Source organism: Polyangium jinanense (assembly GCF_028435365.1).
The window spans coordinates 8,598-32,369 of record NZ_JAGTJJ010000042.1 but is presented as its reverse complement, the minus strand read 5'-3'; the positions used below and the strand labels follow the sequence as shown (position 1 = coordinate 32,369).

Here is a 23,772-nt window from a genome sequence, read left to right as displayed (position 1 = left end):
GGGCCCCCCCCCCCCCCGCGGCGCCTCGTTGCGTTTCCTCCCCCGTCGTTTATCGTTCCGGCCATGACCGCGCCGACGGCGAACCGCGAGATCGTGCTCTTCGTGTGCGACAGCCTCATGCAAGGCGAAGAGCTCCATGCGCGCCTCGCTGCTGCGCGCCCGCTCGGCCCGGCGACGACCGCCGCGGCCTACGATCTCGTCGACCTTGGGACCATGGGCGCCCTCGTGCCAGGTGGCATGGTCTCCGTCGCGGGTGAGCTTTACGCGCTCGAACCGCAGGCCCTCGCCGCGCTCGACGTATTCCGTGGCCACCCGGTCCTGAACCAGCGCATCGCGATCCGCCTCGCCGACGGCCGCGAGGCGCAGGCGTATGCCGTCGCGCCCGAGCAATCAGCAGGGCGACGGCGTGTCCTCTCAGGCGACTGGCGCAAGCGCCGCGGCGCGACGAGCCTTGGCGGTGGGCGGGGCGCGGGGCCCGTGGTTCGCTGGGCAGGCCGTCGGTCCTGAAGGCGTAGCGCCGGGGTTTCACCCCGGGCCCGACCAGGGGTTGTCCACCCCTGGACCCGGACCAGCGCAAGCGCTGGACCCGGGGTCGATGAACTGCGCGATGCGCAGTTCATCGAACAGGCCGAGGCAAGACCGGCGAGCGACCTTGCCAGGCAAGACCGCAGCGCGGACGTGTCTGCTGAGGGTGCGCTGCCGTCTTGGCTGGCACCGTGGTTCATGGTCTTGCCACGGGCCCGTCTGAAAAACCGCGCATCGCGCGGTTTTTCAGCCCTCGGTCCAGGCCGTGCCTGGTCCGGGTCGAGGGGCGGACAGCCCCCGCGGGGTCCGGGGCAGCGCCCCGGCGCAGCGGCTTGCGCGTCAGGCATTCGAGCTGGGCAGTTGACGCTCGCCTTTCCGCTTCCCGCCCTCTGCGTAGTGTTCGAGGAGCGAGTTCACCTCGGATCCGAACAGGATGACGAGCCCTGCCACGTAGAGCCATAGCAGGAGCACGATCACCGCTCCGAGGCTCCCGTAGGTTGCCTCGTATTTCCCGAAGTTTTCCACGTAAAACCGGAAACCGAGGGCGGCCAGGATGAGCACGCCGACGCCGAGCACGGCGCCGGGTGTGATGAACCGGAAGCGTTGCTCCACGTTTGGCCCGAAGTAATACACGACTGCGAATGCTGTCAGCAGAAAGCCCAGGATCACCAGCCAGCGGAAGGCAGAGAACAGCTTCAGGAGCGCGCCGCTCCAGCCGATGAGCTCGGCTACCTCGCGCTGTAGGATCCCGCCGAAGATGATGAGCCCGAGTGCGGTCACGACGAGCGCGCCGAAGAGCAGCACGAGCAGCACCGACATGCCGCGTGTCTTCCAGAAGGGCCGGGTTTCCCGCACGTCGTAGGTCACGTTGAGCTGCCCGATGATTGCGTTGAGCCCGTTCGATGCGGCCCAGAGTGTGCCGAGGAGGCCCACGGAGAGCAGCCCGCCGCGCCGCTCGGACAGCACCCGATCGACGGTGGACGTGAACAGCTCGGCCGCTTGCGTCGGCATCGCCTCCCGCAAAAGGTCCGTGATCGCCGACTCGAGGCCTGGGATGGGCAGGTAGGGCAGCAGGCTCAGGAGGAAAATCGCGGCGGGGAAGATCGACAGCATCAGGAAATATGCCAATGCCGCTGCGCCTGTCGAAACCTGGTCCTCGCGAATCTCCTTGTAGAGATCCTTGATGAACTGGCGGAACCCGACGCCCGGCCGGATCAAGCGGCTGAGGGGCACGAGCTGCCTTCGCTCGCTTCCGCGATCGGCACGGGCGGGTTTGCGCCAGCGCCCATGCGCGCGCCTCGGACGGCTTTGCACACCGAGCGGAGGATGGGACCGCATGAGCTCTCCCGGGGCAAGCCGGATGCCGGACGGTTTTCGGCCCGACGGGCCTTGCTTGACGGGGACGGCCGGGCACGCGCGGGCTTGCCGATCCGTCGCCGCGCGATCGCCAGGCCCTGCGCGTCCTCGCATTCTTACCAGACGACGAAACCGACTCCTTCCACCCCCTTGTCACCTCGCGAGGATGCGATCCGTGCTCCCAACGTGTGTTGGCGTACTCTCCAGGACACGAGCCGGGCTCCCGGTGCGAGCTTGCGAGCTGACAAGGACGCGATCGGACCTCCCATCGCGTCCTTGTCGGTCGACCAGCGCAGGATTCCGACGCTCTTCGTGCTGTTGTCGATGCGCAAGGACACGATTGGCGCTCGGTTCGTGTCCTTGACGATGAGCAAATGCGCGTCCTTCACTTCTTGATCGGGGGGCGCGTAGGCGTCGGGGTCGTCTCGGCGGTCTTGCACGAATCGAAATCGTACGGGTTGCCCTCATCGCAGAGGATCGTCTGATCCCAGCAGCACGAGGGGCAATAACGCTCCTCCTTTCGATCGAAGCAGCCTCGATAGCATTTCGCATTCGGCTCGTAGCACTCTTCGCGCAGGACGACCTTTCCCGCGTCGTTCCGCCTGACCGATGGCTTGGCCTTCGCCGGGTCGTCGCAAGCAGCACCCGCCAGAAGGACGAAGGCCAAGGTCATTGCAGCCTGCATGCTCTTCACTGTCATGCTCCTGCGGGTCCACCGCGTACGATCGGGCGCATCGTCACTCTTTGTCGGGGCACGAGTAGAAGCTATAACCTGCGTCCGCCCTGCATGCCGCACCGTTCTCGGCACAGCACGAGGTGCACGCGGCTCCAAGATCAGCCTGGTTGCACTTGTGATGGCAAGCAGCAGCTTTGCGCTCACAAGGACCCACCTCAGCCTCCTCCGTGACGCACCCCCCACCCGCCGCGAACACGACCCACCCCCACAGCACGAGCGCGCAAACCTTCCTCACGGCTCTCATGTCTGCCTTCCCTGTTTCTCTCGCCAGATAGCTCAAGGCTTCTCAGGCGCCCCCGGCTCCGCAGCCCCCGCCGGCTCCTCCGCGGCCTCGTTCTCGCGCCCCTTCCGGAAATCGAAATAGATGAACCGAGCGAGACCTCGACCCCCGCGCCCGAGCGCGTTCTCCACGGCCTTTCGCTCCTCCCACAACGTATCGACCACGAGCTTGCGCGCCGCAAGCTCCGTCTGAAACAGCGCATTCACCTGCTTTTCCCCCTCCCGCACCCCCGACGCCGCCGGACCGACGATGGGAATCACCTTGTCGAGCAGCGCGAGCACGTCCGCCTTCACCGACAGCGTGGAGTCGTGGACCGCTTTGCGGAGATCGAGCGCGAGCTCCTCGTCTTCCTTCACCGTCGGCGAGGTGTACTCCTCGGTGCCATTCGGGAAGATGGCGCTGTATTCGGGATTCGAGGTGCGCCGATCGGGCAGCGAGGTGCGAATCGTCTCCGATGAAACCGCGATGACCGCGTCGAACCCACGGTCGACGCCCCGCCCTTTGCCGAGCGCGATGCGCTGGTCGACGTATTCGAACACGATCCGCGCGACATACGCTCCCACGAGCTGCTTGACTGCCGCCACGACCTTGTTCCCCGACGCCTCGAGCGCCGCGCGACGCTTTTCGTCCGGCACGAGGTTCTCCATGGCCGCGACCCCGAGCGTCCGTCCCCCGACCTCCGCCGCGTACCAGGTGATCCGCAGCGTCTCCGATCCTACCGCAGGTAAAACTCTCTCGTCCCTCCAGTGATGACACGAATGTGTCCGGAGCGACCCTACACGGGCGTTTTGTTGCCTGTCAAGGTATCCCTCCGCCCCAGCGGCCCCGCCTTGACGCCGCGCGTCCCCCTCGATATTCGTTGGGCCCCGAACGAGGAGCGCGCGATGGGCCGTTACATCAGCGGGACCGATGGATTCTCCTACAAGTACGCCACGGGGGAGCAGGACAACAACCTGACCGATCTCGCAGCAACGTCGGGGGTCGGTAGCTCCTACGTAAAACCCGAGTTCTGGGCGTGGATGCCGGAGACCGAAGAGAACCTCGTCTTCGACTGCATCGCGCTCGCCAAGGCCATCGTGGCCGAGACCGGGGCGTCGGGCGAGGTCACGGCCGTCTCGCGCTATCCGGAGGCGGGGATCTTCCTCGACGAGGGATACGGCGGCTACGTGCTCGAGTTCGTGCAGTACGCGATGGCCGAACAGATCCTCGAGGTCGCGCGGCGCGTGGATCGGGCCCTGCCGCACCCGGCCCGCTTGATGCCGCTCGTCGGCGTCGCGCGATTCGTCATGAGCCGCGAGGACTATCCGCGGATGCTCTCGTACGTGAACGGATTCTTGCCGGACAACCTCTCGGTCTCGGAGGTATCGATCCTCGCCGGCCGCGAAAAGGGTCTCGACAAAGCATTCAGAAAGCAGCTCCAGGCGTTGCGCGGAAAAGAGGATTTCCTCCCTTTCATGGGCTTTCAGATCCTTTGCCACGCAATCTGGAAGGACCTGCCGCGCATCGAGGTGTGGGAGAAGGATCCGGCGATCACGGCCGCAGGGTTCTGGGAGAACACCCCGGAGTGGGGCCCTTCGTGGCTGCTCGGCAGCGGCGACGCGACGGGCGAGCAGCGCTGGGTATCGGGCCTCGTGCGCCTGTTCCAGGGCGACGCGACCGGCGCGCGGACGGAATTCGTGGCGGCGCGTGAGCGCGGCGAGTCTCGTGCGACGCGCTGGGTCGAAATGGTCGATCGACCTATTTGAGCGGTCTCCTCGAAAAACCTCTTGTGGGCGGCACGCGTGAGGTGTAGCGAACGAGGAAGGGCATTCGTTCGCCCTGAGGGGTCACGCATGAAGATTCGCACGAAGATCCTGTGGTTCGTCGGGGCGCTCGCGCTCGCCGGGGCTCCGGCGTGTGAGGATGGGCCGAAGGGGCCGGGGGCGGCGCACCTGAAGGCGGGCGACGAGGCGCTCGCCGGGGGTGATTTCGCCAAGGCGGCCGAGGAGTACGGTAAATCGCTCGAGGCCGATCCCAAGCAAGAGAAGGTCTGGGAGAAAAAGGCCTACAGCTACAAGCAAGCCGGCGACATGGCGAAGGCCGAGGAGGCCATCCTGAAGACGCTCGACTTCAAGCCCGACGCGGCGGCGAAGGCCCAGGTCTACGCGAACCTCGCCGGCGTCTACATGGAGAAGAACGACACGGCGAACGCCGAGAAGAATTACGCCGAGGCCATCAAGCTGAACCCGAACGACGACCAGTCCATCGCATGGATGGCCGAGTTCGCCGCGCGCCGGGGCGGCGCCCGCGACATGAAGGCCCCGATCGTCGCGGCGGAGCTGAAGAAGGCGATCGAGTCCTACGACAAGGTGATCGCGCTCAAGCCCAGCGACACCGCCGCGTACACGAACAAGCGGATCGCCGTCGGCCGGCTGATGGAGCACGAGCGGCTGCAGAAGGAAGCCGCGACGAAGGAGGGCGAGGAGGCGGTCGCGGCCAAGGACAAGGCCAAGGAGGACGACGCCAAGGCCCGCGCAGACAAGCACCAGGCGCAGATGGACGAGTACAAGAAGCAGCTCGACGAGCTCGGCAAGAAGATCGGCGAGCTGATGAAGGCCGCGAAGAAGTAAGCCTCGCGCCGTGATCCCCCGCGCCGCCGTCGCCCTCGTCCCCGCCCTCGCGTCGCTGCTCGCCTGCACGCCCGCCGCCGATTCCCCGGAAGACCCCACGGCGAGCCACGCCGCTTCGAGCAGCAGCGGAAGCGGTAGCGGCGGCGGGGGCGGAAGCGGCGGCGCAGGCGGCAGCGGCGGGGCAGGCGGAAGCGGCGGCGGGGGTCCGATCGTCCCCTTGCCGACGACGCCATTCACCCTCGGCGGGCAAAATGGCTGGGAGCACGACGAGGCTCAGCCTTCGGGTTATTTCCACACCTACGACGCCCTCACGATCGGCCCCGCGGGCTTTGCCCCGCGCAAGGTGCACGTCTATCTGCCCCGCGCGTATGCCGAGACGGACGCGCGTTATCCCGTCGTGTACATGAACGACGGGCACACGACGTTCTGGCCCGGCGGGCCCGGAAACATCACCTGGGACGTCGATCAACGCCTCTCCGAGCTTTATGCCGAGAAGGCGATCCCCCAGGTGATCGTCGTGGCCCTCCACCCGATCGAGCGGGAGCGCGAGTACAGCCACGTCGACATGGGCGACGGCAAACCCTGCTGCGACGTCGAAGAATACACGGCCTACGTCGCGGACGACGTCAAGAGCTTCATCGACACGTATTACCGCACGAAACCCGAGCCCGCGAACACGGCCATCCTCGGTTCGTCGCGGGGCGGGCTCGCGTCGTTTTACATGGCCCATCGAAGGCCGGATCGGTTCGGCAAAGCCGGCTGCCTCTCCCCGTCGTTCTGGGCGGGGCTCGATCCGGTCTTCGGCGGCAACTTCCCGGGCGGCCCCCTCGAAAGCTCGGCGCTCGTGACGACCCTCGCGGGCACGCTCGAAAAGCCCTCGATCCGGCCACGGCTCTGGATCGACTGGGGCCTCGTGCGCACGGGCGGCTTCCACAACGAGGCCATCGAGGCGGCCGCCACGAAGCGCGGAATCGAAATGGTCGCGCTCCTGAAACAATCGTATGGCTACGTCGAGGGCAAGGAGCTCTTCTGGTACGAGGATCCCATCGGCGCCCACGACGAGATCTCCTGGAGCCGCCGCTTCCCCGACCTCATGAAAGCGCTGTTCGGGACGCCCTGAAACGCCCACGAGGCGGTCGAACGAAATCGACCGCTTCCCGCCCGGCGTCCCGCCAAGCTCACGCCATGACGTGTGGCACGGTCCCTGACGTTCCACGCGGGTGGCTGGTAAATTGCGCTTAATGGCATGGGAGGGGGATCAAGCTCGACAGCCGGGCCCGCGTGGCCCAGCGGAGGCTGCGGTGAAGCGACCGCCCCTTTCCCGTTCGGTCGCGCGCCTGCCCGTCGTTTTCGCCGTCGTGGTCATGACCGTGGCCGCCTGCACGCTCACCGGCTGGGCGCTCGACGTCCCCCGCCTGCGCACGTGGCTGCCGCACCATCAACCCATGATGCCGGTCACCGCCGTGGCGCTCATCCTCCAGGCGCTCGCCGTGCTCTCCACGAGCGTGGTCCTACGAGGGAGATGCGCTCGCTTGGCCTTGCCGGCCGGCGCGCTCGCAGCCGGCGCGCTCGCCCTTACGGTCGGAACCCTCGTCGAATATGCAACCGGCCTCGTCTTCCTCGACAGCCTCCTCTTCCGGGGCGCGGCCCATGCCATGCCCAGCCCTTTCCCCGGCCGGATGTCGGTGTACACGGCCGTCGTCGTGACCCTCACGGGGTTCGCATGCCTCTCGGCTTCGATGCGCTCGCCGCGCGCGCGGGCCCTGACCACGCCGCTCGCGGTGATCGGGGGATTGCTCGCGCTCCTTTCGCTCGTCGGGCAGGTGCAGGGCGCCAGGGTCCTCCTCGGCGTCACCCGCATGATCGGGATGCCCATTCCGAGCGCCGTCGCGACGCTGCTCATCGCCCTCTCCTGCCTCGCGCTCACGCCCGAGCAGGGCATCCTTTCGGCCTTCTTGCGCGGCGGATCGAGCGGCGTCCTGCTCCGCAGGCTCCTCGTCGTGGCCACGATCCTGCCGCTCGGGCTGGCCGCCCTCCTGCGCCTCGGAAGCTACGCAGAGCTCTACAGCCTCGCGTTTTCCTACGCGGCCTTCGTGCTCCTCACGCTCGTCGCCTTCCACGTCATCGCGTTCCTCGCCGCGGGTGTCGTGGCGCGCATCGAGGAAGATCGCGTGGAGCGCGCCGTCCTTTCAGCCGCGCGAGCGCAGGTGACCGCCGAGCGCGACCGGGCCCGCGCGCTCGCCGAGGCCCTGCGGCAGAACCAGGCGCAGCTCCAGGCCATCGCGGATCACGCGCCCGCTGCCATTTACATCAAGGACGCGGAGGGCCGATTGCTCTTCGTCAATCGGCACGTCGAGCTCGCATACGGCAAGTCCCGGGAGGCGCTGCTCGGCGTCTGCGAGCGCGACGTGTTGTCATGCGAGACGGCCGCCGTCTTCCAGGCCCACGACGCGCTCGTCCGGGACCGCGGGGTCCCCCTGGAGACCGAGGAGAGCATCGTCCAGCACGACGGCCTCCACACGTACCTCTCCGTCAAATTCCCACTGCCCGGCCCCGACGGCGGTCCTTCCCTCGTGGCGGGCATCTCCACGGACATCACCGAAAAGAAGCGTTTCGAAGAGATCCGGGAGTTCTTGCTCGCCCTGCAGTCCGAGCTCTTGCATTACGAGGACCCTGCGGCGCTCGCGGGGCTCGCGGTCACACGCCTCGGCGAGCGGCTCGGCGTGGACGGCGCGGGGCTCGTGCTCGTGGATCACGCGGCCCGGGAGGTCGTGCACCTCCCCGGGTACGAATACGGTCAGCCTCCCAAAGGGGTGTGGCGTTTTCCCCTCGAGGTCTGGGGCCAGACGCTCGACGAGCTGCGGGAGGGGCACGTCATCGTGATCCACGACACGCGCGTCGATCCACGCGTGTGCGCCGATTACGAGCGATTTCACTCGAAGTATGGCGTCGCGGCCATTGCCATGGCCCCGTTCTTCCGCAACGGCGGGTGGGTCGCGTACCTCTACGCGCACAGGACGAGGCCGCATCGATGGTCCGACGACGAGACGATGCTCTTCCGAGCCGTCGCGGACATCACCTGGCCGCTGTACGAGAATGCGCGCCTCGTCGTGCTCCTGCGCGACGCGGTGCGCGCCCGCGACGATTTTCTCTCGATCGCCTCGCACGAGCTCAAGACGCCGCTCACCCCGCTGCTTCTGCGGCTCGAATCGCTCGAACGCGCGACGGCGCGGCAACCGGATTCACCTTACGTGCGCACGGTGACGAGCGTGCTCGACGTGGCCAAGCGCCAGCTCAAGCGCCTCACGGATCTCACCACGGACCTGCTCGACGCGACGCGCATTCAAGCAGGCAAGCTTTCCATCGTGCGGGAGGAGGTGGATCTCGTCGAGGTCGTGCGCGACCTGTGTCAGCGTTTCGCGCTCGACGCCGCGCGTGTGCGTTCACCGCTTCTGGTCGACGCCCCGGCGAGGGTTTCGGGCCTCTGGGACCGGCTCCGCATCGAGCAGGTCGTCGACAACCTCCTCTCGAACGCGCTAAAATACGGCCCAGGAAAGCCAATCCGCATCGAAATCGGCATCGTCTCCGGCTCCGCCGTCCTCACGGTGAAAGACCAGGGCATCGGCATCCGCCCCGAGGATCAAGAGCGCATTTTCGGTCGATTCGAGCGGGCCGTCTCAGAGCGCAGTTATGGCGGCCTCGGGCTTGGGCTTCACATCGTCCGCGCCATCGTGCAAGCATTCGGCGGGACAGTCTGCGTCCACAGCGCGCCGGGAGAAGGCGCCGCGTTCACGGTGACCCTGCCGCTCGGGCGGTAGGAGCACAGGGCCGCCGCGCCGGGGCGCTGCCCCGGGCCCCGCGGGGGCTGTTCGCCCCTCGACCCGAACCAGGGCAAGCCCTGGACTCGTGGTGGAAGAACTGCGCTCCGCGCAGTTCTTCCAACGGGCCGGTGGCAAGATCAGGGACAGCGTTGCCCTTAGAAATGGCAGCGCGGCTGTCTTGATTGGCAGGGCCTTCGCTGGTCTTGACTCGGCCTGTTCGATGAACTGCGCATTGCGCAGTTCATCGACCCCGGGTCCAGCGCTTGCGCTGGTCCGGGTCCAGGGGCGGATAGCCCCGGTGGGGCCTGGGGCAACGCCCCAGCGCAGCGGCCCCACGTAGAGACCTATGCTCACCTCCGCTGGAGGAATGCGGCGACCTCGGCGGTCACGAGCTCGGGGCGCTCGTGATGAATCCAGTGGGTTGCGTCGGGGACGTGCACGATACGCACGTCTGGCGCGAGGTCTGCCCCTGGATCGGCGAGCTCGCGGCCGAGGTGACGATCCTGGTCGCCCCAGATCACGAGCACGGGCGCGTCGATGCGGCGCGGCCGTACCTGGCTCTTCAGACGAAGGGCGGCGCGATAATAATTGATCATGGCTGTCAGCGCGCCGGGCGCCGCGAATGCTTCGCGATATCGCTCGAGGTCCTCGGCGTCGAATGCGTTTGGCCCGCGCACCTCCTCGCGGAACGCCTGCATCAGGGCTGCGTGGTCGTCCCGGCTCAAGAAGCGCTCGGGGATGCCCGGGAGCTGGAATGTGAACATGTACCAGCTCCGCGCGATCTGCCGCGGCGAGCGCAGCCCGTCGCGTAGCATCCGCGTGGGATGCGGGCCATTGATCACGACGAGCCGTTCGAGCAGCTCCGGATGCGCCATGGCGAAGCACCAGGCGACGCCGGCGCCCCAGTCGTGCCCCACGATCGATGCCTGCGATGCGCCGAGCGCGCGCACGAGCCCCGCGACATCGGCGGCGAGGTGGCGCGTGCCGTACGGCTCGATCCCCTCGGGTTTGTCTGACGCGCCGTATCCGCGCATGTCCGGGGCGACCACGTGAAACCCTTCGCGGGCGAGGGCGGGGAGGATATGCCGCCATGCATACCAGAACTCGGGAAAGCCATGCAGCAGGATGACCAGCGGGCCGCTGCCGGCCTCGGCGATGTGCAGTCGGACCTCGCCGACGTCGACGGTGCGGTGGCGGATCTCGGGACGCGCGTCCCCGGTCTTGGAGGTGCTCATGCGCGGAGTATACGCGATCTCTCCCTGGCCGCCCGCTAAGGAGCCTCGACCAGCTCCCGTAGCTGTCCCATCTCCTGATCCACCCATTCGATCTGCTCGTGGAAGGCGGCCTCGGAGCCCGAGGTAGGACGCTGGATCGTGAACAGGAGCAGGCTCCCGGGGCCATGGGGCAATACGCGCATCGGCATGCGCAGCTCTCCGCTGCCCGTGTCCGCGCAATGCCAGATCACGCGCGCCGCGACGTCGGCCTCGTACCGGAATCGCACGTCTCCCTGGGGGGAGCGCACGATGAGCACCACTCCCTCCTCGCGCATTCCCTGGCAGAAACGCGTGGCCCAGCGAGGCAAAAGGCGGATATCCGCGGCCAGACGAAAAGCCTTCTCCCACGGCGCGCGCGTCAATGCCACCGCGGTGTACTGCGTATCGCCGGGATCATGGGCGGGGAAATAACTCACGTCCAGGCGCTCGAGCAGCGCCCGTACACGAGGAAACCAGATCGCTCCGTGCGGCGATCCGTTGTGGGCGGCGAGGGCCTCGCCGTCTCGATAACGGTCCAGGATCACGTAGCGTCCGGGGGCGCCGTCCCGGAACAGCTCGAAGCTCAGCGTGCCCGGCTCATGGGCCCGGACCAGCGCCGTGAATTCTCGGATCGCCCCCTCCAATGCGGCCTCGGCCCCCGCCCGGACCTGCAAGCGCTTCATGCCACCGATCATGCGTCCCTCCTCCCGATGGCGAAGAGTCTACGCCTCCTCGGGCCGTCGAGCGGAGGGATCTTTCGCGGCCCGGCTTCGTTCAGCCCTGCCGCGATATTTCCAGAACGAACCGCGCCCCCCGCCCCTCCTTCGGCGCGAGATACACCTTTCCCCCGTGCCGCCGCGCAATTTCTCGCACGATCGACAAACCGAGCCCCGCCCCCTGCCCTTGCTTCGCCTTCGCTCCCCGAAAAAACGGCTCGAAGATGTGCTCCGCTTCCTCGGCCCGGACGCCCTCGCCCTCGTCCTCCACCGAGATGCGCCACACCTCCCCCATCGCCTCGATCCCCACCGAAATCGTCGTCCCCCGCGGCGCGTGCGCCATTGCGTTCGACAGCAAGTTGTCGATTGCCTGCCGCGTCGTCTGCGCCTCGAACGCGGCAGGCGCCTCCTCCGGCAGCGATACCGCCATCCTCACCCCGCGCGCCTCCGCCTCCCCTTCGCACGCCTCTGCCGCTTCCCGCACCACGGCCGAAAGATCCCCGGCCTTCGCCTCCCACGTCACCTTCCCGAGCGCCGCGAGATCGAGTAGCCGCGCGGCCAGATTCGACAGACGCGTCACCTCACCGCGCGCCTCGGAGAGCGCCTCTCTGAGCTCTTCCACGCTCCGCTCCTTGCGCAACGCGAGGTCCATCTCGGTCCGCATCAATCCGAGCGGCGTACGCAATTCGTGCGCCGCATTCGCGATCAGCCGCTCCTGCGCGTCCCGCGCCGCCCGCAGCCGCTCCATCGCCTCGGCCAGCGCCACGCGTAAATCCGCGATTTCGTCGCCCGTCGGATCCGGGGGCAGGCGCCACGCGAGCGCGCCGCCGCGGAGCTCCGGGAGCTGCGCCGTCATGTCGGCGATGCGCCGGCTCATCCGGCCCGCTTGCACCCATTGCGAGAAAAACAGGAGCGCCGCCGCCACGGCCACGAGCCCCAGCGTGGCTTGCCAGTAAAGCCGCATCGTCGCGTCGATCTCCACGAGCGAGCTCTGCAGCGTGAGCACATACGGCTCGCCCCACGGCGCGCGCACGGCCACCACGAGCGAACGCACCCAGCGCCCATCGGACGAACGCTGCGTGGAAAGGCGTGGCCCCTCGGCTCCCGCGTCCGCGGCCGGTCGATCGGGGATCCAGCCATTCTCGGGAAAATGCGAGACGAGCTTGCCCGTCCCATCGTAAAGCCCCGCCATCGGCACGAACGAGCGCACGTTTTCCGCGAGCGGCGATTTTCCGAGGTGCACGTGCGGCGCGCCCGTCGGACCGTCGAAGAGGCTCACGCTCTCCACGGCCGCCTGCGCGAGCAGCGCCCGATCCAGCGCGCCGAGCAAGCTCCCGCGGAACACCACGCCCGCCACGCCCACCGCGAGCACCAGCGCGAGCGACGGCAGCGCCGCGCCAAAAAGAATGAGCCGCGCCCGGACCCTCACGATTCGCCCCTCGGCGGCTTCGTGACCAGAAGCCGATATCCCACGCCGCGCACGGCCTGGATCGTCACGGCATCCCCGCAAAGGCTCCGGAGCTTGCTCCGCAAATAGCCCACGTACACATCGACCACGTTCGGCGCCCCGTCGAACCCGGTCCCCCACACCGTGCCGAGTAGCTCCGTCCGCGTCAGCGCCTCCCCCACATGGCCCGCGAGCTCCGATAAAAGCGCATATTCCCGCGCCGTCAGGCTCTCCTCGGCGCCGTCCCTCGCAATCACCCGGCGCCGCGCGTCCAGCGTGATCGGCCCAAGCCGCGTCAGCGCCTCGTGCCCCGCCCCGCGCCGGTGCAGCGCTTCGAGGCGCGCCACGAGCTCCTCGAAATCGAAAGGTTTGACCAGGTAATCATCCGCGCCGGCCCGCAAGCCCGTCACGCGCTCGCCCACCGTCCCGCGCGCCGTCAGCAAGAGGACCGGCGTCTTGAGCCCACGCTCCCGCCATCGCCGCAAGAGCGAGACGCCGTCCATCCCGGGGAGCGACCAGTCGAGGATGATGACGTCGTAGACGACGCCGAGGCCTTGCTCGAGCGCCTCGGTGCCGCTCTCCGCGAGGTCCACCTGATGGCCTTCCTCGCGGAGGCCTCGCTCGAGCAGGCGGGCCATCTTGGCCTCGTCCTCCACCACGAAGAGCTTCACGCCGCCATCGTAGCGCCGGACGAACCCTCCGGCGGGGAAGGAGACGCCGGCTGCCCGCGGCGACCTCGCCCGATCCAGCCGTACAAGCTCGGCACGATGAGGAGCGTGAGCAGCGTCGAGGTCACGAGCCCGCCCACGACCACGGTCGCGAGCGGTCGCTGCACCTCGGATCCGGCGCCGCGCGCAAGCATCATCGGGACGAACCCGAGCGCCGCCACGAGCGCCGTCATGAGCACCGGCCGCGCACGCGCACGCGCCGCGCTCTCCGCCGCCGCCGCGGGATCCTGCCCCGCGGCCTCGTTCGCGAGCACGCGCGAGAGCAACACCACGCCGTTCAGCACCGCCACGCCCGAGAGCGCGATGAACCCCACGGCCGCGGAGATCGACACGGGCATGCCGCGGATCGTGAGCGCCACCATCCCGCCCACGCAGGCGAACGGCACGTTCGTGAAGATCACGAGCATCGGTTTCACCTTGCGAAACGCCGCGAAGAGCGCGGCGAGGATGAGCGCCACCGCCGCCGGCACCACGACGAGCAGCCGCCGCGAGGCCTCCTGGAACGTCTCGTATTGCCCGCCCCAGACGAGGCGATACCCACGCGGCGCGGGGGCGGCCTTGTCCACGCGCGCCCGCGCCCGCGCCACGAGATCACCGAGATCCGCGCCGCGCACGTTGAAGCCCACCACGATGCGCCGCTCGCCATCCTTGCGGCTCACGAGGCCCGGCGTGGGCAGTGCCTCGACCTTCGCCACACGCGCGAGCGGCACGAGCCCGCCCGCCTGCGTCGGCAAGCTCAGGTTCGGCAGGTCGAACGCGCCCGACGCGCCCGCGATCCGCAAGATCACCGGAATCCGGATCGCCCCGTCGTACGTCGCGCCGACCTCGATGCCGTTCCGCACCGCCTGCACCGCGTCGAGCACCTCGCCGACGCCGAGGCCCACGAGCGATGCCTCCAGCGCCTTCGGCTCGACCTCGATGAGCGACACGTCCGGCGGCGCCAGCACCTTCACGTCCGCCGCGCCCTTCTCGGCCGCGATCTCGGCCGCGATCTTCTCCGCGAGCTCCCGGAGGACCCCGAGATCCGCGCCGTAGATGCTCACGGCCACGTCCGACACGGCGCCGCCGAGCAGCTCGTTGAACCGCATCTGGATCGGCTGCGTGAACGAGGGATCCGCGCCCGGCGAGGCCGCGTCGATCGCGCGCCGGATCTCCTCGATCAGCGCCTCGCGTTCGAGCCCCGGCCGCCATTTGTCCCGCGGCGCAAGCGTGATGAACACGTCCGCTTGCTCGAGCCCCATGATGTCCGTCGCGACCGCGGGGCTGCCCACGCGCGAGACGACCTGCAGCACCTCGGGCACTTTTCGCGCCGCGGCTTCGAGCTTGCCCGCCTCGACGACCGCGGTCTCCAGGCTGATGTCCGGAGCACGCGTCGTCTGCACCACGAGATCCCCCTCGTCGAGCTGCGGCGCAAGCTCGCTGCCTGAACGTACGTAGAGCACGACGCCGGCCGCGAAGAGCGCGAGCGCGGTCGCGGCCACGAGGACGGGCCGTTTGACCACGAACGAAAGCGTGGGCCCGTAGATCCGATCGATCATCCGCACGAGCCACGGATCCCGCGCCGGCACGTCCTTCTGGCGCAGCACGAGGCTCATCGCCGCGGGCACGTACGTGAGCGACAGGACGAGCGACGTGAACAGCGCGAACACCACGGTGAGCGCCATCGGCCGGAACATCTTCCCGTCGACGCCGGTCATCGTGAGCACCGGCAGATACACGATCAGGATGATCAGCACCGAGAAGAACACAGGGCTCGCGACCTCGGCGCTGACGCGGCTCACCCACGAGATGCGCTCTGGTCCACTCGCCGGCGCGTCTCCCTTCTGCGAGGCGTGGAAGACGTGCTCGACCATCACGACCGCGCCGTCCACGACGAGGCCAAAATCGATGGCGCCGAGGCTCATCAGGTTGCCGGGGATGCCGAGCGCCACCATGCCCGAGAGCGCCCCCAGCATCGAGAGCGGGATCGCCGAGGCCACGAGCAGCCCCGCGCGCAGGCTCCCGAGCATCGCGAACAGCACCACGCCGACGAGCAGGCCGCCTTCGAGCAAGCTCTTGCCCACCGTGCGCAGCGTGCTGCCGACGAGGTGGCTCCGGTCGTACACGAGCTGGATCGAGACGTCCTCGGGCAGCGCCGCGCGCACCGCGGGCATCGCCGCGTGGAGCCGATCCATCACCTCGAGCGCGTTGTCGCCCCGGAGCATCTGCACCATCACGTAGACGACCTCGCCGCGGCCGTCGGCCGTCGCCGCGCCGATGCGCGGCAGCCCGCCCACGCGCAGATCCGCCACGTCCGACACGCGCACCGCGCGCCCTTCCTGATCGAGCGGCGAGACGATCGCGTGCCCGAGCTCGGAAGGATCCTTCGGCCGCGAGACCGCACGAAGCAGCGCCTGTCCACGGCCGAGCGGCAAGCTCGCGCCGGGCGCGCTGCCGGTCGATCGTTCGAGCGCCTCGCGCAGCGCGCCGAGCGTCATGTGCCGCTGCGAGAGCCGCGCCGGATCGGCCACGACCTCGATCGTGCGCCGCTCACCCCCCCACGGGTTCACCTCCACGACGCCCGGCACCGCGCGGAGCAGCGGCGCCACGCGCGTCGACGAGAGCTCGTAGAGCTCCGCGAGCGAGCGCGACGGCGAGCTCAACGTAAAGTGAAAGATCTCGCCGAGCCCGCCCGTCACCGGCCCGAGCTCGGGCGCGCTCACGCCCGGCGGCAGCGAGCCCGCGACGGCCCCGATGCGCTCGGAGACCATCTGTCGCGCGCGCCACGGATCCACCGCGTCGTCGAAGACGATCGTCACCGACGAGATCCCGTACCGCGACAAGCTGCGGTGTTCTTCGAGGCCCGGCAGCCCGCCGAGTGCGAGCTCGATCGGCCGCGTCACCTGCCGCTCGACCTCCTCGGGCGTGAGACCGGGCGCGCTCGTCAGCACGAGCACCTGGTTGTTCGTGATGTCCGGCAGCGCGTCGAGCTCGAGCCGCCGCCCGAGAAAGGCCCCCACGACGGCGAGGACGAGCGTCACCACCACGACGAGGACCCGATGCCGGATCGAGAGTTTTACGAGCGCGGGGATCAATCGACATCGCCTCCGGCCGTGGGCAGCGCACGCGACGCGTCGGCGGCCACTTCGTCCCCGGGGCGCAAATCTCCCTCGACCAGCGCGTCGGCCCCGGAGCTCGACAGCACCTTCACCGGCAGAGGCGCGCCCGTTTTTCGCGACAACACCACGGCGACGCCGTCCTTGAGCGTCACCGCCGCCGCGGGGATCGCCACGGCCGTGCCGCCCGGATCGGGCGACACACGCACCTTACCCAGCGTTCCATGAGGCAGGCTGATCACCTCCGCCGGCTTGAACCACGCGGCCACCGTGCCGTCCCGCCCGTTCGTGCTCGGCGCCTCGCTCAGGAGCGTCAGCGCCGTGGTTTGTCCGAGCGGGGCCACGAAGACGAACCGCGCGCCCGGCGGCGGCCGCTGCGAGAACCGCGCCTCGACCCGCGCCGCGCCCGCGCCCTCGATCCGCGCGATCGGCGCGCCCGTGGGCTCACGCGACTCGCCGAGCGCTGCGTCGAGCTCCGTCACCACGCCCGCGACCGGGCTCTTCAGGGTCACGAGGCCTCCCGAGCTCACGAGCGAGGCCACGTCCTTCGGCCCGAGCCCCGCGATCTTCAGCGTCGCGAGCGCCATCTGCTGCGCGCCCGAGGCATCCGCGAGCACGCCCTCGACCTCGGCGATCTCCGCGAGCTTCGCGAGCCCGTCCTTCCGGAGATCTTCGAGCTGCGCCTTGCGCTTGCCATGCGCCCCGATCCGCGTGCCCGCCGCCGCGAACGCGCCCGCCGCGCGCGCGAGCTCCGGCATCACCACGTCCGCGATCGGCGCGCCTTCCTCCACGCGCTCGCCGTGCTCCACGTGCACCTTCGTGATCCGCGCGGAGAACGGCGGCACGACCGCGCCCTTCGCCCCCGCGGGCGGCACGAGCTCGGCCGGCGCTTCGAGTAGCGAGAGCCCGCCCGGCGCGCGCGCCGCGACCCACGGCGTCTCCGCGCTCTTCGGGCCCACGTCCGCGGCCGGCTCGGGCGCCGCCTCGGGGCGCGCGCACGCGGCCAGGAGGATGAGCGCTGCCACGACAAACCCGATCGATCGCGCCCTCATCGCGCCTTCTCCTGCTTCTTCCCGTCGTCCATCGCCGAGAGCCACAGCCACAACTTCACGCGCGCCCACGCGTTGGCTGCCCGCGCGCGCTCGAGCCGGCTCTGCGCGGCCGCGACGTTCCTGCGCGCCGTGATCACCTCCAGCATCGTCCCCTCGCCCGCCTCGAAGAGCCGCACCCGCGCCGCGAGCCCCTCCGTGAGCGCCGGCAAGATCGCGCCGGCGAGCGTGTCCACGATGTCCTGCGTGTGCTCGACCTCGTGGATCCCCATCGCCACGTCGGTCGACGCGTTCGCCGCCTCGCGCTTCGTCTCGCCTTCGAGCTGCGCCGCGCGCGCGGCCGTCACGCTGCGCTCGCGCTCGCCACGGTTGAACAGCGGAAGCGTGAGCCCGACCGCGCCGTACCCCACGAGCCCGCCGGGCGAATCCCGCTGCACGTATACGCCGAGCGACAGCGCCGTCCCGCGCGCGGCCTTCTCCTCGGCCTCGCGCGCGCGCTCCACCCGCGCCGCGAGCGCCTTCTGCTGCACGGACGGCAGTGCCCCCGCGTGCTTCTGCGCCTCGCGCAAACCCGATCCGGAAGGCAACACGGGCGCCGGCAAATCCCCGCGCGCGCCGAGCGGATCCGCGCCCGCGGCGATCGCCCGCGAAAGCCCGAGCCCGCGCTCGAACACCTCGCCCTCGGCCCCGATCACCCCGAGCCGCGCCTCGGCGTGGTAAGCGCGCGCGTCGGCCGCGTCCGCCTTCGTCGCCGCCGAGGCAAGCGCTGCCTTCTCCACGAGCCGCGTGAACTCCCCGGCGAGCGCCGCTTCCCGCGTGGCCACTTCGAGCACGCGCTCGGCTGCCCAGAGATCGATCCACGCCCGCGCCGCTTCGAGCCGCTGCGTGAGCGCGAGCGCGCGCGCGCTCGCCGAGAGCTCCTCCTCCTCGACCCGGGCCGCGGCCTTGCGGGCCGAGGACAACCCCGCGAGGTTCCACGATTGCGTCACGCTCGCCTGGATCTCGACGCCCTGGTTTGGCGTGGGCAGGACGCGGAACCCCGGCTGCACGTAGATTTGCGGGTTCTCGGTCATCCCCGAGATCCGGGCGCCGAGCGCGTGTTTCGTGGCCACGGCGCGCTCGGCGCCGCGCACGTCCGGCGTCTCGACGGACAGGCCGATGGCCTCGTCGAAGGAGAGTTTTTTCGCGGGTGTCGTGGCCGCGAGCGCGATGTTCGCGGCGATCGGGAGCGCGAGCCAGAAGCTCATGCGGCGGACCCTAGCGCCGCCCCCCGGAGGAGATCCTGAGGGGATCCTGAGAGAATTCTCAGAAAGGGGAAAACGCGCGGTCGCGGCTCACGCTCGCGCGCGCATCGCCCAGGCCACGCCGCTCTGCAAATCGCGCCGCGTGACGATGTCCGTCATGTCGACGCCCTCGGTCACGAGCGCCTGTGCGACTTCGGGTCGGATTCCGGTCAAGACCACGTGGGCCCCGAGCAGCCGCACGGCTTTCGCGATCTGGAGGAGCGAGTTCGCCGCATGGCTGTCGACCACAGGGACGCCCGTGACGTCGAGGATGGCGGCGCGCGCCTGCGCCTCGACGATCCGGCCGAGCAGGTTCTCGATGATCTGCTGCGTGCGCTCCGGGGTCAGCGATCCGACGAGCGGCATCACCAGCACGTCGTCGCGGATCGGCACGATGGGGGTCGACAGCTCGCGGATCGCGGCGGCCTGCGCTTCGATGGCGTCCTTCAGGCGCTTCTTCTCGGTGATGACCTCCGTCACCAGGAAAAGCCCGCCGACCTCACCCGTACCGTCCCGCCACGGAACGATCTTCCAGCGCACCCAATCGAGCCTCCCGTCGGCGCGCGGAAAGGGATCTTCCTCGCTTTCCTCGGTCGCGCCCGCGAGGCAACGGTGGTGAATGTCCCGCCACCGATCGGGCATCTCGGGAAAAACGTCGTAATGGCTTCGGCCGATGACATCCCGCTCCTCGACGCGCAGGTCCGAGAGCCAGTCCTCGCTGGCCGCAAGGTAACGCATGTCGCGATCGAGGAGCGCCGCCGCGATGGGCGTATGTTCCACGAACACCCGGAGGTGCGCCTCGGCTCGCGCGAGCCGCGCCGCGAGCGCGTCACGCTCCGCGGCGGCTTTCTCCAGCTCGCCCACGCGCGCGCGCAGACGCTCGAGCTCCTCCCGCTCCTCTACCATAAGGCAGCCACTCGCGTATGCCGATACACAACCAAAGGTAATAAGCTCGGCGGTACGGCGCGTCAACGAGAAACGCGACGCGCCCCCCTTCACCGCGGCGCGAGCTTCGCCATGAACGACGCGGCGAGCCCGGACAAAAGGCACGGCGCCACACCGCCGCCGAAGACGCCGGAGCCCGCGAGATACAGGCCCGTCACCGGCGTACGCGTGCGGAATCCCTTGGGCCCCCATTGCGAGAGCGTCATCGCCGGGCCGAACGGCGCGCCATGAACAGCGCGCGTCCGATCCGCCGCCGTGAGCGGCGTGCCGTACGTTTGTACGACCACGTCGCCCACGAGCCCCGGATACCGCGCGTCGAGCTCCTTCAGCATCCACCGCGCAATCTCGTCGCGATAGGCCGCATACGCGGGCCCCCGCTCGGCCTCCGGGAGCGATTGCCATTTGCGGAAACGCGCGTGCGGCACGTACGTGAGCACGACGAGCGACGAGCTCCCCTCCGGGGCGAGCGCGCCGCTCGCGTCCTTGATCGAGGTCGGCGAGACGAACAGCATCGGCCGCGGCGGGAGTTTTCCCGTGAATCGCGCGGAAAAACCCTCCTCGACGTCGTAGGACGGATAGAGCCAGACGTTTTGCGCGCCGAGTCCATAGGCGCGCACGTCCCGGCGCAGGCCGAGCCATATCTGGAACGTCGCCATGGACGGCTCGATCACGGCCGCCTTGCGCCGGAGCGAGGTCGGCAGATCCGCCGCGGAGACGAGCCGGCCCAGGGTGATCGTGGGATCGATCGCGGAGACCACGATATCGGCCTCGATACGCTCGCCTCCCGCGAGGACGACGCCGGTGACACGGCCGCGTTCGGTCTCGATACGCTCGACGAGGGCGCGCGTGCGGAATCGCGCGCCTTTCGCCTCGGCCGCGTGCACGAGCGCGTCGCGCAGGCCCCCGCCGCCGCCGCGCGGAAAGAACGCGCCGTCGCTGAAATGGGCCATGTAGAGCAGCGCCGCGAGCCCGACCACGCGCGAGGGCGGCAAGGCCCACGCGCCGGATTGGCCCGCGAGCACCGCGCGCAGGCGCGGATCGTCGGTGCTCTGCTCGATGAGCTCGCGCAAAGGCCTTTGGCTCCATTGCAAGAGCGAAGGGACGCCCGTGAGCGCGACGAGATCGGTGAGGACGGGGCGGCCGAGGATGCCCCGGGCGAGCGCGTCGTGCATCCGCGCCGCGCCGTCGAGCAAACCGAAGAATTGGCGCAGGCCCTTCGTTTCGCCCGGAAAAAGCGAGGCGAGGCGTTCGCGGTACGCGGCGAGGGGCCGACAAACCCGGATATCGAGGTCGGGAAATCGAACCAGGTCGAATCCGTCGGGATCGAGCTCGCAGAAGAGCTCGCCGGCGTCGACGCCAACGGACTGGAGCAGCTCATGGACGAGCTGGCCGGGGCGGCAGGCGCCGACGTAGTGCAGCCCTTGGTCGAACACGAATCCGTCCCGCGAGAACGGCGCGAGGTAGCCGCCGATCTCGGCCCCCGCGTCGAGCGCGAGGACATCAAAACCGTCCTTGGCGAGAAACGCAGCGGACGCGAGGCCGCCCGTACCGGTTCCGATCACGAGGGCGCGTCGCGTGGTCGAGGCCATGATGTTCTCCGCAAGGGTACACCCGCCCGTCGGCCGAGGCGAGGAAAAGGAATCATGCGCACGCGTCGAGGCCACGGATGTGCCGTGAAATCCTCGGATGTGCACGTACGCCGTGCACGCGGGCACTTCCTTTTCCGCGCGAGGCGCCTTGACATGGCTTCGAGCGTCGCCCTAGCATTCGAGATTTAGGAGATTCGGGGGGAACGGGGGAATCCAGATGGTGGAAGAGAAACGAGACGAAGTCGCACCCGAAGCCCAGAAAGGCAGCGTGGTGCAGGACCCATACCGACGCCTCTTCGAGCTGTCGGCCGATCTCCTGGGTATCGCCTCGATGGAGGGGTATTTCCTGGAGCTCTCGCCATCCTGGGAGGGGCGCCTCGGCTACACGCGCGAGGAGCTCCGCGCGCAGCCATTCCTTTCGTACGTGCATCCGGACGACCAAGCGGCGACGCTCGGAGAAGTAAGCAGAATGGCCCAGGGGGCCGTCGTCTTCACATTCAAGAATCGATATCGGGCCAAGGACGGCACGTACCGATGGATCGACTGGACGAGCGTGCCGAAGGACGGGCTCATTTACTTCGTGGCGCGGGACGTCACCGATCAGCAGCAACTCGAAGAAGAGCTGCGCGCCTCGCGGAGCGAGGTCGAAGCAAGGTATCTGGAGCTCGAGCGCGAGATGGGCGAGCGCCGCCAGGCCGAGGCGGCCCTCCAAGCGCAAAACGAGGCGGTCCGGGCGCTCTCGACGCCGATCCTGCAAGTCGCCGAGGGCGTGCTCCTCCTGCCCGTCATCGGGCAGATCGACGCAGGCCGCGCGGCCATGATGATGGTCAAGCTGCTCGAATCCATCGTGCAATCGGCGGCGCGCGTGACGATCCTCGATCTGACGGGCGTGGCCGACATCGACACGAATACGACGTCACACGTCTTTTCGCTCGTCCACGCGGCAAGGCTGCTCGGGAGCGACTGCCTCGTGTCCGGCATCCGGCCGGCCATCGCCTCGACCATGGTCGAGCTCGGGCTCGACACGAGCAGCCTGCGCACGTTCGGAACCCTGGCCGCAGCGCTGTCACACGCGCTCGGGCTACGAGCGCCTCGCCAGCGGTGACGAACTGCTGCTAGTCTCGCGCCATGCGAGCCATTCGATTTCACGCCCTCGGCGGCCCCGACGTCCTCCGCGTGGAGGACGCACCCGAGCCCACGCCGAAGCCAGGCCAGGTCCTCCTCGCCGTCCGCGCCGTCGGCCTCAATTACGCCGACACGATGTTCACGAAGGGGCAATACTTCATCCGCCCCACGTTCCCGGCGACCCCGGGCATGGAAGCCGCCGGCGAGGTGCTCGCCGTCGGCGAAGGCGTGACCGACATCCACGTCGGCGACCGCGTGATGGCCCTCGGCGACGGGGCCTATGCCGAGCGAATGGTCGCGCCAGCCTACAGCGTCTATCCAATCCCGGCCAATCTGTCCTTCGAGCAGGCCGCGGCCTTGCCGGTGCAGGGCCTGACGGCGCACCACGCACTCACGCTCGCAGGCAGGCTCGCGCCCGGGGAAAAGGTGCTCGTGCACGCGGCGGCAGGCGGCGTGGGGACACTCGCCGTGCAAATCGCGCGGCGGCTCGGAGCGTCGTTCGTCGCAGGCACGGTGGGCTCGCCGGCAAAGGCGGATCTCGTGCGCTCGCTCGGCGCAGACCTCGTGGTGAATTACCGGGAAGACGATTTCGCCACGCGAATTCGTTCGGCCGTGAAGGAAGGGGTCGACGTGGTGCTCGAAATGCTGGGCGGCACGGAGGTATACAAGCGGAGTCTCGCCTGTCTCGCCCCGATGGGCCGGATGGTCGTGTACGGCGCCGCAACCGCGGACGTACGCGGGACGGTGGAGCCCGTCGGGCTCATGCACAAGAACCTGACCATCACCGGCTATTACATGACGCCCCTGATCAAGCGGCGCGAGCTCTGCGCGCCGCCACTCGCCGAGCTCGCCGCCGCGGCCGCAGAAGGCGCGCTGCGCGTGATCGTGGGCAAGACGTATCCACTCGAAGACGCAGCCGAGGCGCACCGGGATCTCGCCGGCCGCGCGAGCACCGGGAAGCTCGTGCTCGTGGTTTAGGCAGGGGCGGCGTAGCGCCGGGGTTTCACCCCGGACCCGACCAGGGGCTGTCCGCCCCTGGACCTGGACCAGCGCAAGCGCTGGACCCGGGGTCGATGAACTGCGCGATGCGCAGTTCATCGAACAGGCCGAGGCAAGACCAGCGACGACCTTGCCAGTCAAAACCGCAGCGCCAATGCGTCTGCTCGAGGCTGGGGCAGCGCTACCGTCTTGGTTGGCAACGCCGCTCGTGGTCTT

General features: G+C 69.1%; 19 protein-coding genes. 7 read left to right on the top strand and 12 right to left on the bottom strand.

The features are described 5' to 3' along the window. The first annotated feature begins 63 nt into the window (after nucleotides 1–63). The gene (locus KEG57_RS39775; protein WP_272422442.1) at nucleotides 64–507 is read left to right on the top strand and encodes a gamma-glutamylcyclotransferase family protein; all 444 of its coding nucleotides are present in this window, start codon (nucleotides 64–66) and stop codon (nucleotides 505–507) included. 357 nt (nucleotides 508–864) lie between these two features. Here the strand turns inward: KEG57_RS39775 and KEG57_RS39770 are convergent, their stop codons facing one another. From KEG57_RS39770 to KEG57_RS39760, 3 genes are all read right to left on the bottom strand, one after another. Further along, nucleotides 865–1,758, bottom strand: a complete 894-nt coding sequence (locus tag KEG57_RS39770) for a YihY/virulence factor BrkB family protein (RefSeq protein ID WP_272422443.1) — start codon at nucleotides 1,756–1,758, stop codon at nucleotides 865–867. A gap of 508 nt (nucleotides 1,759–2,266) precedes the next feature. Continuing rightward, entirely contained in the window at nucleotides 2,267–2,581 is a 315-nt protein-coding gene (locus KEG57_RS39765; RefSeq protein ID WP_272422444.1) for a hypothetical protein, read from the bottom strand. Between the two features lie 312 nt (nucleotides 2,582–2,893). Beyond that, nucleotides 2,894–3,544 (bottom strand): hypothetical protein, encoded by a 651-nt coding sequence (locus KEG57_RS39760; RefSeq protein ID WP_272422445.1) that lies wholly within the window; start codon nucleotides 3,542–3,544, stop codon nucleotides 2,894–2,896. A gap of 237 nt (nucleotides 3,545–3,781) precedes the next feature. Between KEG57_RS39760 and KEG57_RS39755 the strand changes: the two genes are divergently transcribed. The 4 genes from KEG57_RS39755 to KEG57_RS39740 all read left to right on the top strand — a co-directional run bounded on the left by KEG57_RS39755 (nucleotide 3,782) and on the right by KEG57_RS39740 (nucleotide 9,324). Next, nucleotides 3,782–4,642 carry a hypothetical protein gene (locus tag KEG57_RS39755; RefSeq protein ID WP_272422446.1) on the top strand — a complete coding sequence of 287 codons (861 nt, stop codon included), beginning with the start codon at nucleotides 3,782–3,784 and terminating at the stop codon, nucleotides 4,640–4,642. Nucleotides 4,643–4,729: 87 nt separating this feature from the next. Further along, a complete protein-coding gene (locus tag KEG57_RS39750; protein WP_272422447.1) occupies nucleotides 4,730–5,506 on the top strand; it encodes a tetratricopeptide repeat protein in 777 nt (258 codons plus the stop codon). Between the two features lie 10 nt (nucleotides 5,507–5,516). Next, nucleotides 5,517–6,626 (top strand): alpha/beta hydrolase, encoded by a 1,110-nt coding sequence (locus tag KEG57_RS39745; protein ID WP_272422448.1) that lies wholly within the window; start codon nucleotides 5,517–5,519, stop codon nucleotides 6,624–6,626. Nucleotides 6,627–6,807: 181 nt separating this feature from the next. Further along, nucleotides 6,808–9,324: an ATP-binding protein gene (locus KEG57_RS39740; protein WP_272422449.1), complete on the top strand. Its 2,517-nt coding sequence runs from the start codon at nucleotides 6,808–6,810 to the stop codon at nucleotides 9,322–9,324. A 353-nt stretch (nucleotides 9,325–9,677) separates the two neighbouring features. Here the strand turns inward: KEG57_RS39740 and KEG57_RS39735 are convergent, their stop codons facing one another. The 9 genes from KEG57_RS39735 to KEG57_RS39695 all read right to left on the bottom strand — a co-directional run bounded on the left by KEG57_RS39735 (nucleotide 9,678) and on the right by KEG57_RS39695 (nucleotide 21,432). Then, nucleotides 9,678–10,562: an alpha/beta fold hydrolase gene (locus KEG57_RS39735; RefSeq protein ID WP_272422450.1), complete on the bottom strand. Its 885-nt coding sequence runs from the start codon at nucleotides 10,560–10,562 to the stop codon at nucleotides 9,678–9,680. A 35-nt stretch (nucleotides 10,563–10,597) separates the two neighbouring features. After that, the gene (locus KEG57_RS39730) at nucleotides 10,598–11,275 is read right to left on the bottom strand and encodes a putative quinol monooxygenase (protein ID WP_272422451.1); all 678 of its coding nucleotides are present in this window, start codon (nucleotides 11,273–11,275) and stop codon (nucleotides 10,598–10,600) included. 79 nt (nucleotides 11,276–11,354) lie between these two features. Next, nucleotides 11,355–12,725: a sensor histidine kinase gene (locus KEG57_RS55885; RefSeq protein ID WP_272422452.1), complete on the bottom strand. Its 1,371-nt coding sequence runs from the start codon at nucleotides 12,723–12,725 to the stop codon at nucleotides 11,355–11,357. Beyond that, nucleotides 12,722–13,414: a response regulator transcription factor gene (locus tag KEG57_RS39720; protein ID WP_272422453.1), complete on the bottom strand. Its 693-nt coding sequence runs from the start codon at nucleotides 13,412–13,414 to the stop codon at nucleotides 12,722–12,724. Before KEG57_RS39720 ends, KEG57_RS55885 begins: the two co-directional genes overlap by 4 nt. Beyond that, on the bottom strand, nucleotides 13,411–16,545 hold the full coding sequence (locus KEG57_RS39715) for an efflux RND transporter permease subunit (protein ID WP_272422454.1): 3,135 nt from the start codon (nucleotides 16,543–16,545) through the stop codon (nucleotides 13,411–13,413). The genes KEG57_RS39720 and KEG57_RS39715 overlap by 4 nt, the downstream gene beginning before the upstream one ends. Continuing rightward, the gene (locus KEG57_RS39710) at nucleotides 16,542–17,618 is read right to left on the bottom strand and encodes an efflux RND transporter periplasmic adaptor subunit (RefSeq protein ID WP_272422455.1); all 1,077 of its coding nucleotides are present in this window, start codon (nucleotides 17,616–17,618) and stop codon (nucleotides 16,542–16,544) included. Before KEG57_RS39710 ends, KEG57_RS39715 begins: the two co-directional genes overlap by 4 nt. Then, the gene (locus KEG57_RS39705) at nucleotides 17,615–18,862 is read right to left on the bottom strand and encodes a TolC family protein (protein ID WP_272422456.1); all 1,248 of its coding nucleotides are present in this window, start codon (nucleotides 18,860–18,862) and stop codon (nucleotides 17,615–17,617) included. The genes KEG57_RS39710 and KEG57_RS39705 overlap by 4 nt, the downstream gene beginning before the upstream one ends. Nucleotides 18,863–18,949: 87 nt before the next feature. Further along, nucleotides 18,950–19,897 carry a PAS domain-containing protein gene (locus tag KEG57_RS39700; RefSeq protein ID WP_272459474.1) on the bottom strand — a complete coding sequence of 316 codons (948 nt, stop codon included), beginning with the start codon at nucleotides 19,895–19,897 and terminating at the stop codon, nucleotides 18,950–18,952. Next, the gene (locus KEG57_RS39695) at nucleotides 19,894–21,432 is read right to left on the bottom strand and encodes a phytoene desaturase family protein (protein ID WP_272422458.1); all 1,539 of its coding nucleotides are present in this window, start codon (nucleotides 21,430–21,432) and stop codon (nucleotides 19,894–19,896) included. Before KEG57_RS39695 ends, KEG57_RS39700 begins: the two co-directional genes overlap by 4 nt. Nucleotides 21,433–21,649: 217 nt before the next feature. Between KEG57_RS39695 and KEG57_RS39690 the strand changes: the two genes are divergently transcribed. Further along, nucleotides 21,650–22,537: a PAS domain S-box protein gene (locus KEG57_RS39690; protein ID WP_272422459.1), complete on the top strand. Its 888-nt coding sequence runs from the start codon at nucleotides 21,650–21,652 to the stop codon at nucleotides 22,535–22,537. 23 nt (nucleotides 22,538–22,560) lie between these two features. After that, entirely contained in the window at nucleotides 22,561–23,535 is a 975-nt protein-coding gene (locus tag KEG57_RS39685; RefSeq protein WP_272422460.1) for a quinone oxidoreductase family protein, read from the top strand. The last annotated feature ends 237 nt before the right edge of the window (nucleotides 23,536–23,772 follow it).

Excerpts from the sequence above, each read along its gene's own strand:
- KEG57_RS39775 (WP_272422442.1), top strand. The coding sequence starts at position 64 with ATGACCGCGCCGACGGCGAACCGCGAGATCGTGCTCTTCGTGTGCGAC.
- KEG57_RS39765 (WP_272422444.1), bottom strand. The coding sequence starts at position 2,581 with ATGACAGTGAAGAGCATGCAGGCTGCAATGACCTTGGCCTTCGTCCTT.
- KEG57_RS39760 (WP_272422445.1), bottom strand. The coding sequence starts at position 3,544 with ATGGAGAACCTCGTGCCGGACGAAAAGCGTCGCGCGGCGCTCGAGGCG.
- KEG57_RS39755 (WP_272422446.1), top strand. The coding sequence starts at position 3,782 with ATGGGCCGTTACATCAGCGGGACCGATGGATTCTCCTACAAGTACGCC.
- KEG57_RS39750 (WP_272422447.1), top strand. The coding sequence starts at position 4,730 with ATGAAGATTCGCACGAAGATCCTGTGGTTCGTCGGGGCGCTCGCGCTC.
- KEG57_RS39735 (WP_272422450.1), bottom strand. The coding sequence starts at position 10,562 with ATGAGCACCTCCAAGACCGGGGACGCGCGTCCCGAGATCCGCCACCGC.
- KEG57_RS39730 (WP_272422451.1), bottom strand. The coding sequence starts at position 11,275 with ATGATCGGTGGCATGAAGCGCTTGCAGGTCCGGGCGGGGGCCGAGGCC.
- KEG57_RS39710 (WP_272422455.1), bottom strand. The coding sequence starts at position 17,618 with ATGAGGGCGCGATCGATCGGGTTTGTCGTGGCAGCGCTCATCCTCCTG.
- KEG57_RS39705 (WP_272422456.1), bottom strand. The coding sequence starts at position 18,862 with ATGAGCTTCTGGCTCGCGCTCCCGATCGCCGCGAACATCGCGCTCGCG.
- KEG57_RS39695 (WP_272422458.1), bottom strand. The coding sequence starts at position 21,432 with ATGGCCTCGACCACGCGACGCGCCCTCGTGATCGGAACCGGTACGGGC.
- KEG57_RS39690 (WP_272422459.1), top strand. The coding sequence starts at position 21,650 with ATGGTGGAAGAGAAACGAGACGAAGTCGCACCCGAAGCCCAGAAAGGC.
- KEG57_RS39685 (WP_272422460.1), top strand. The coding sequence starts at position 22,561 with ATGCGAGCCATTCGATTTCACGCCCTCGGCGGCCCCGACGTCCTCCGC.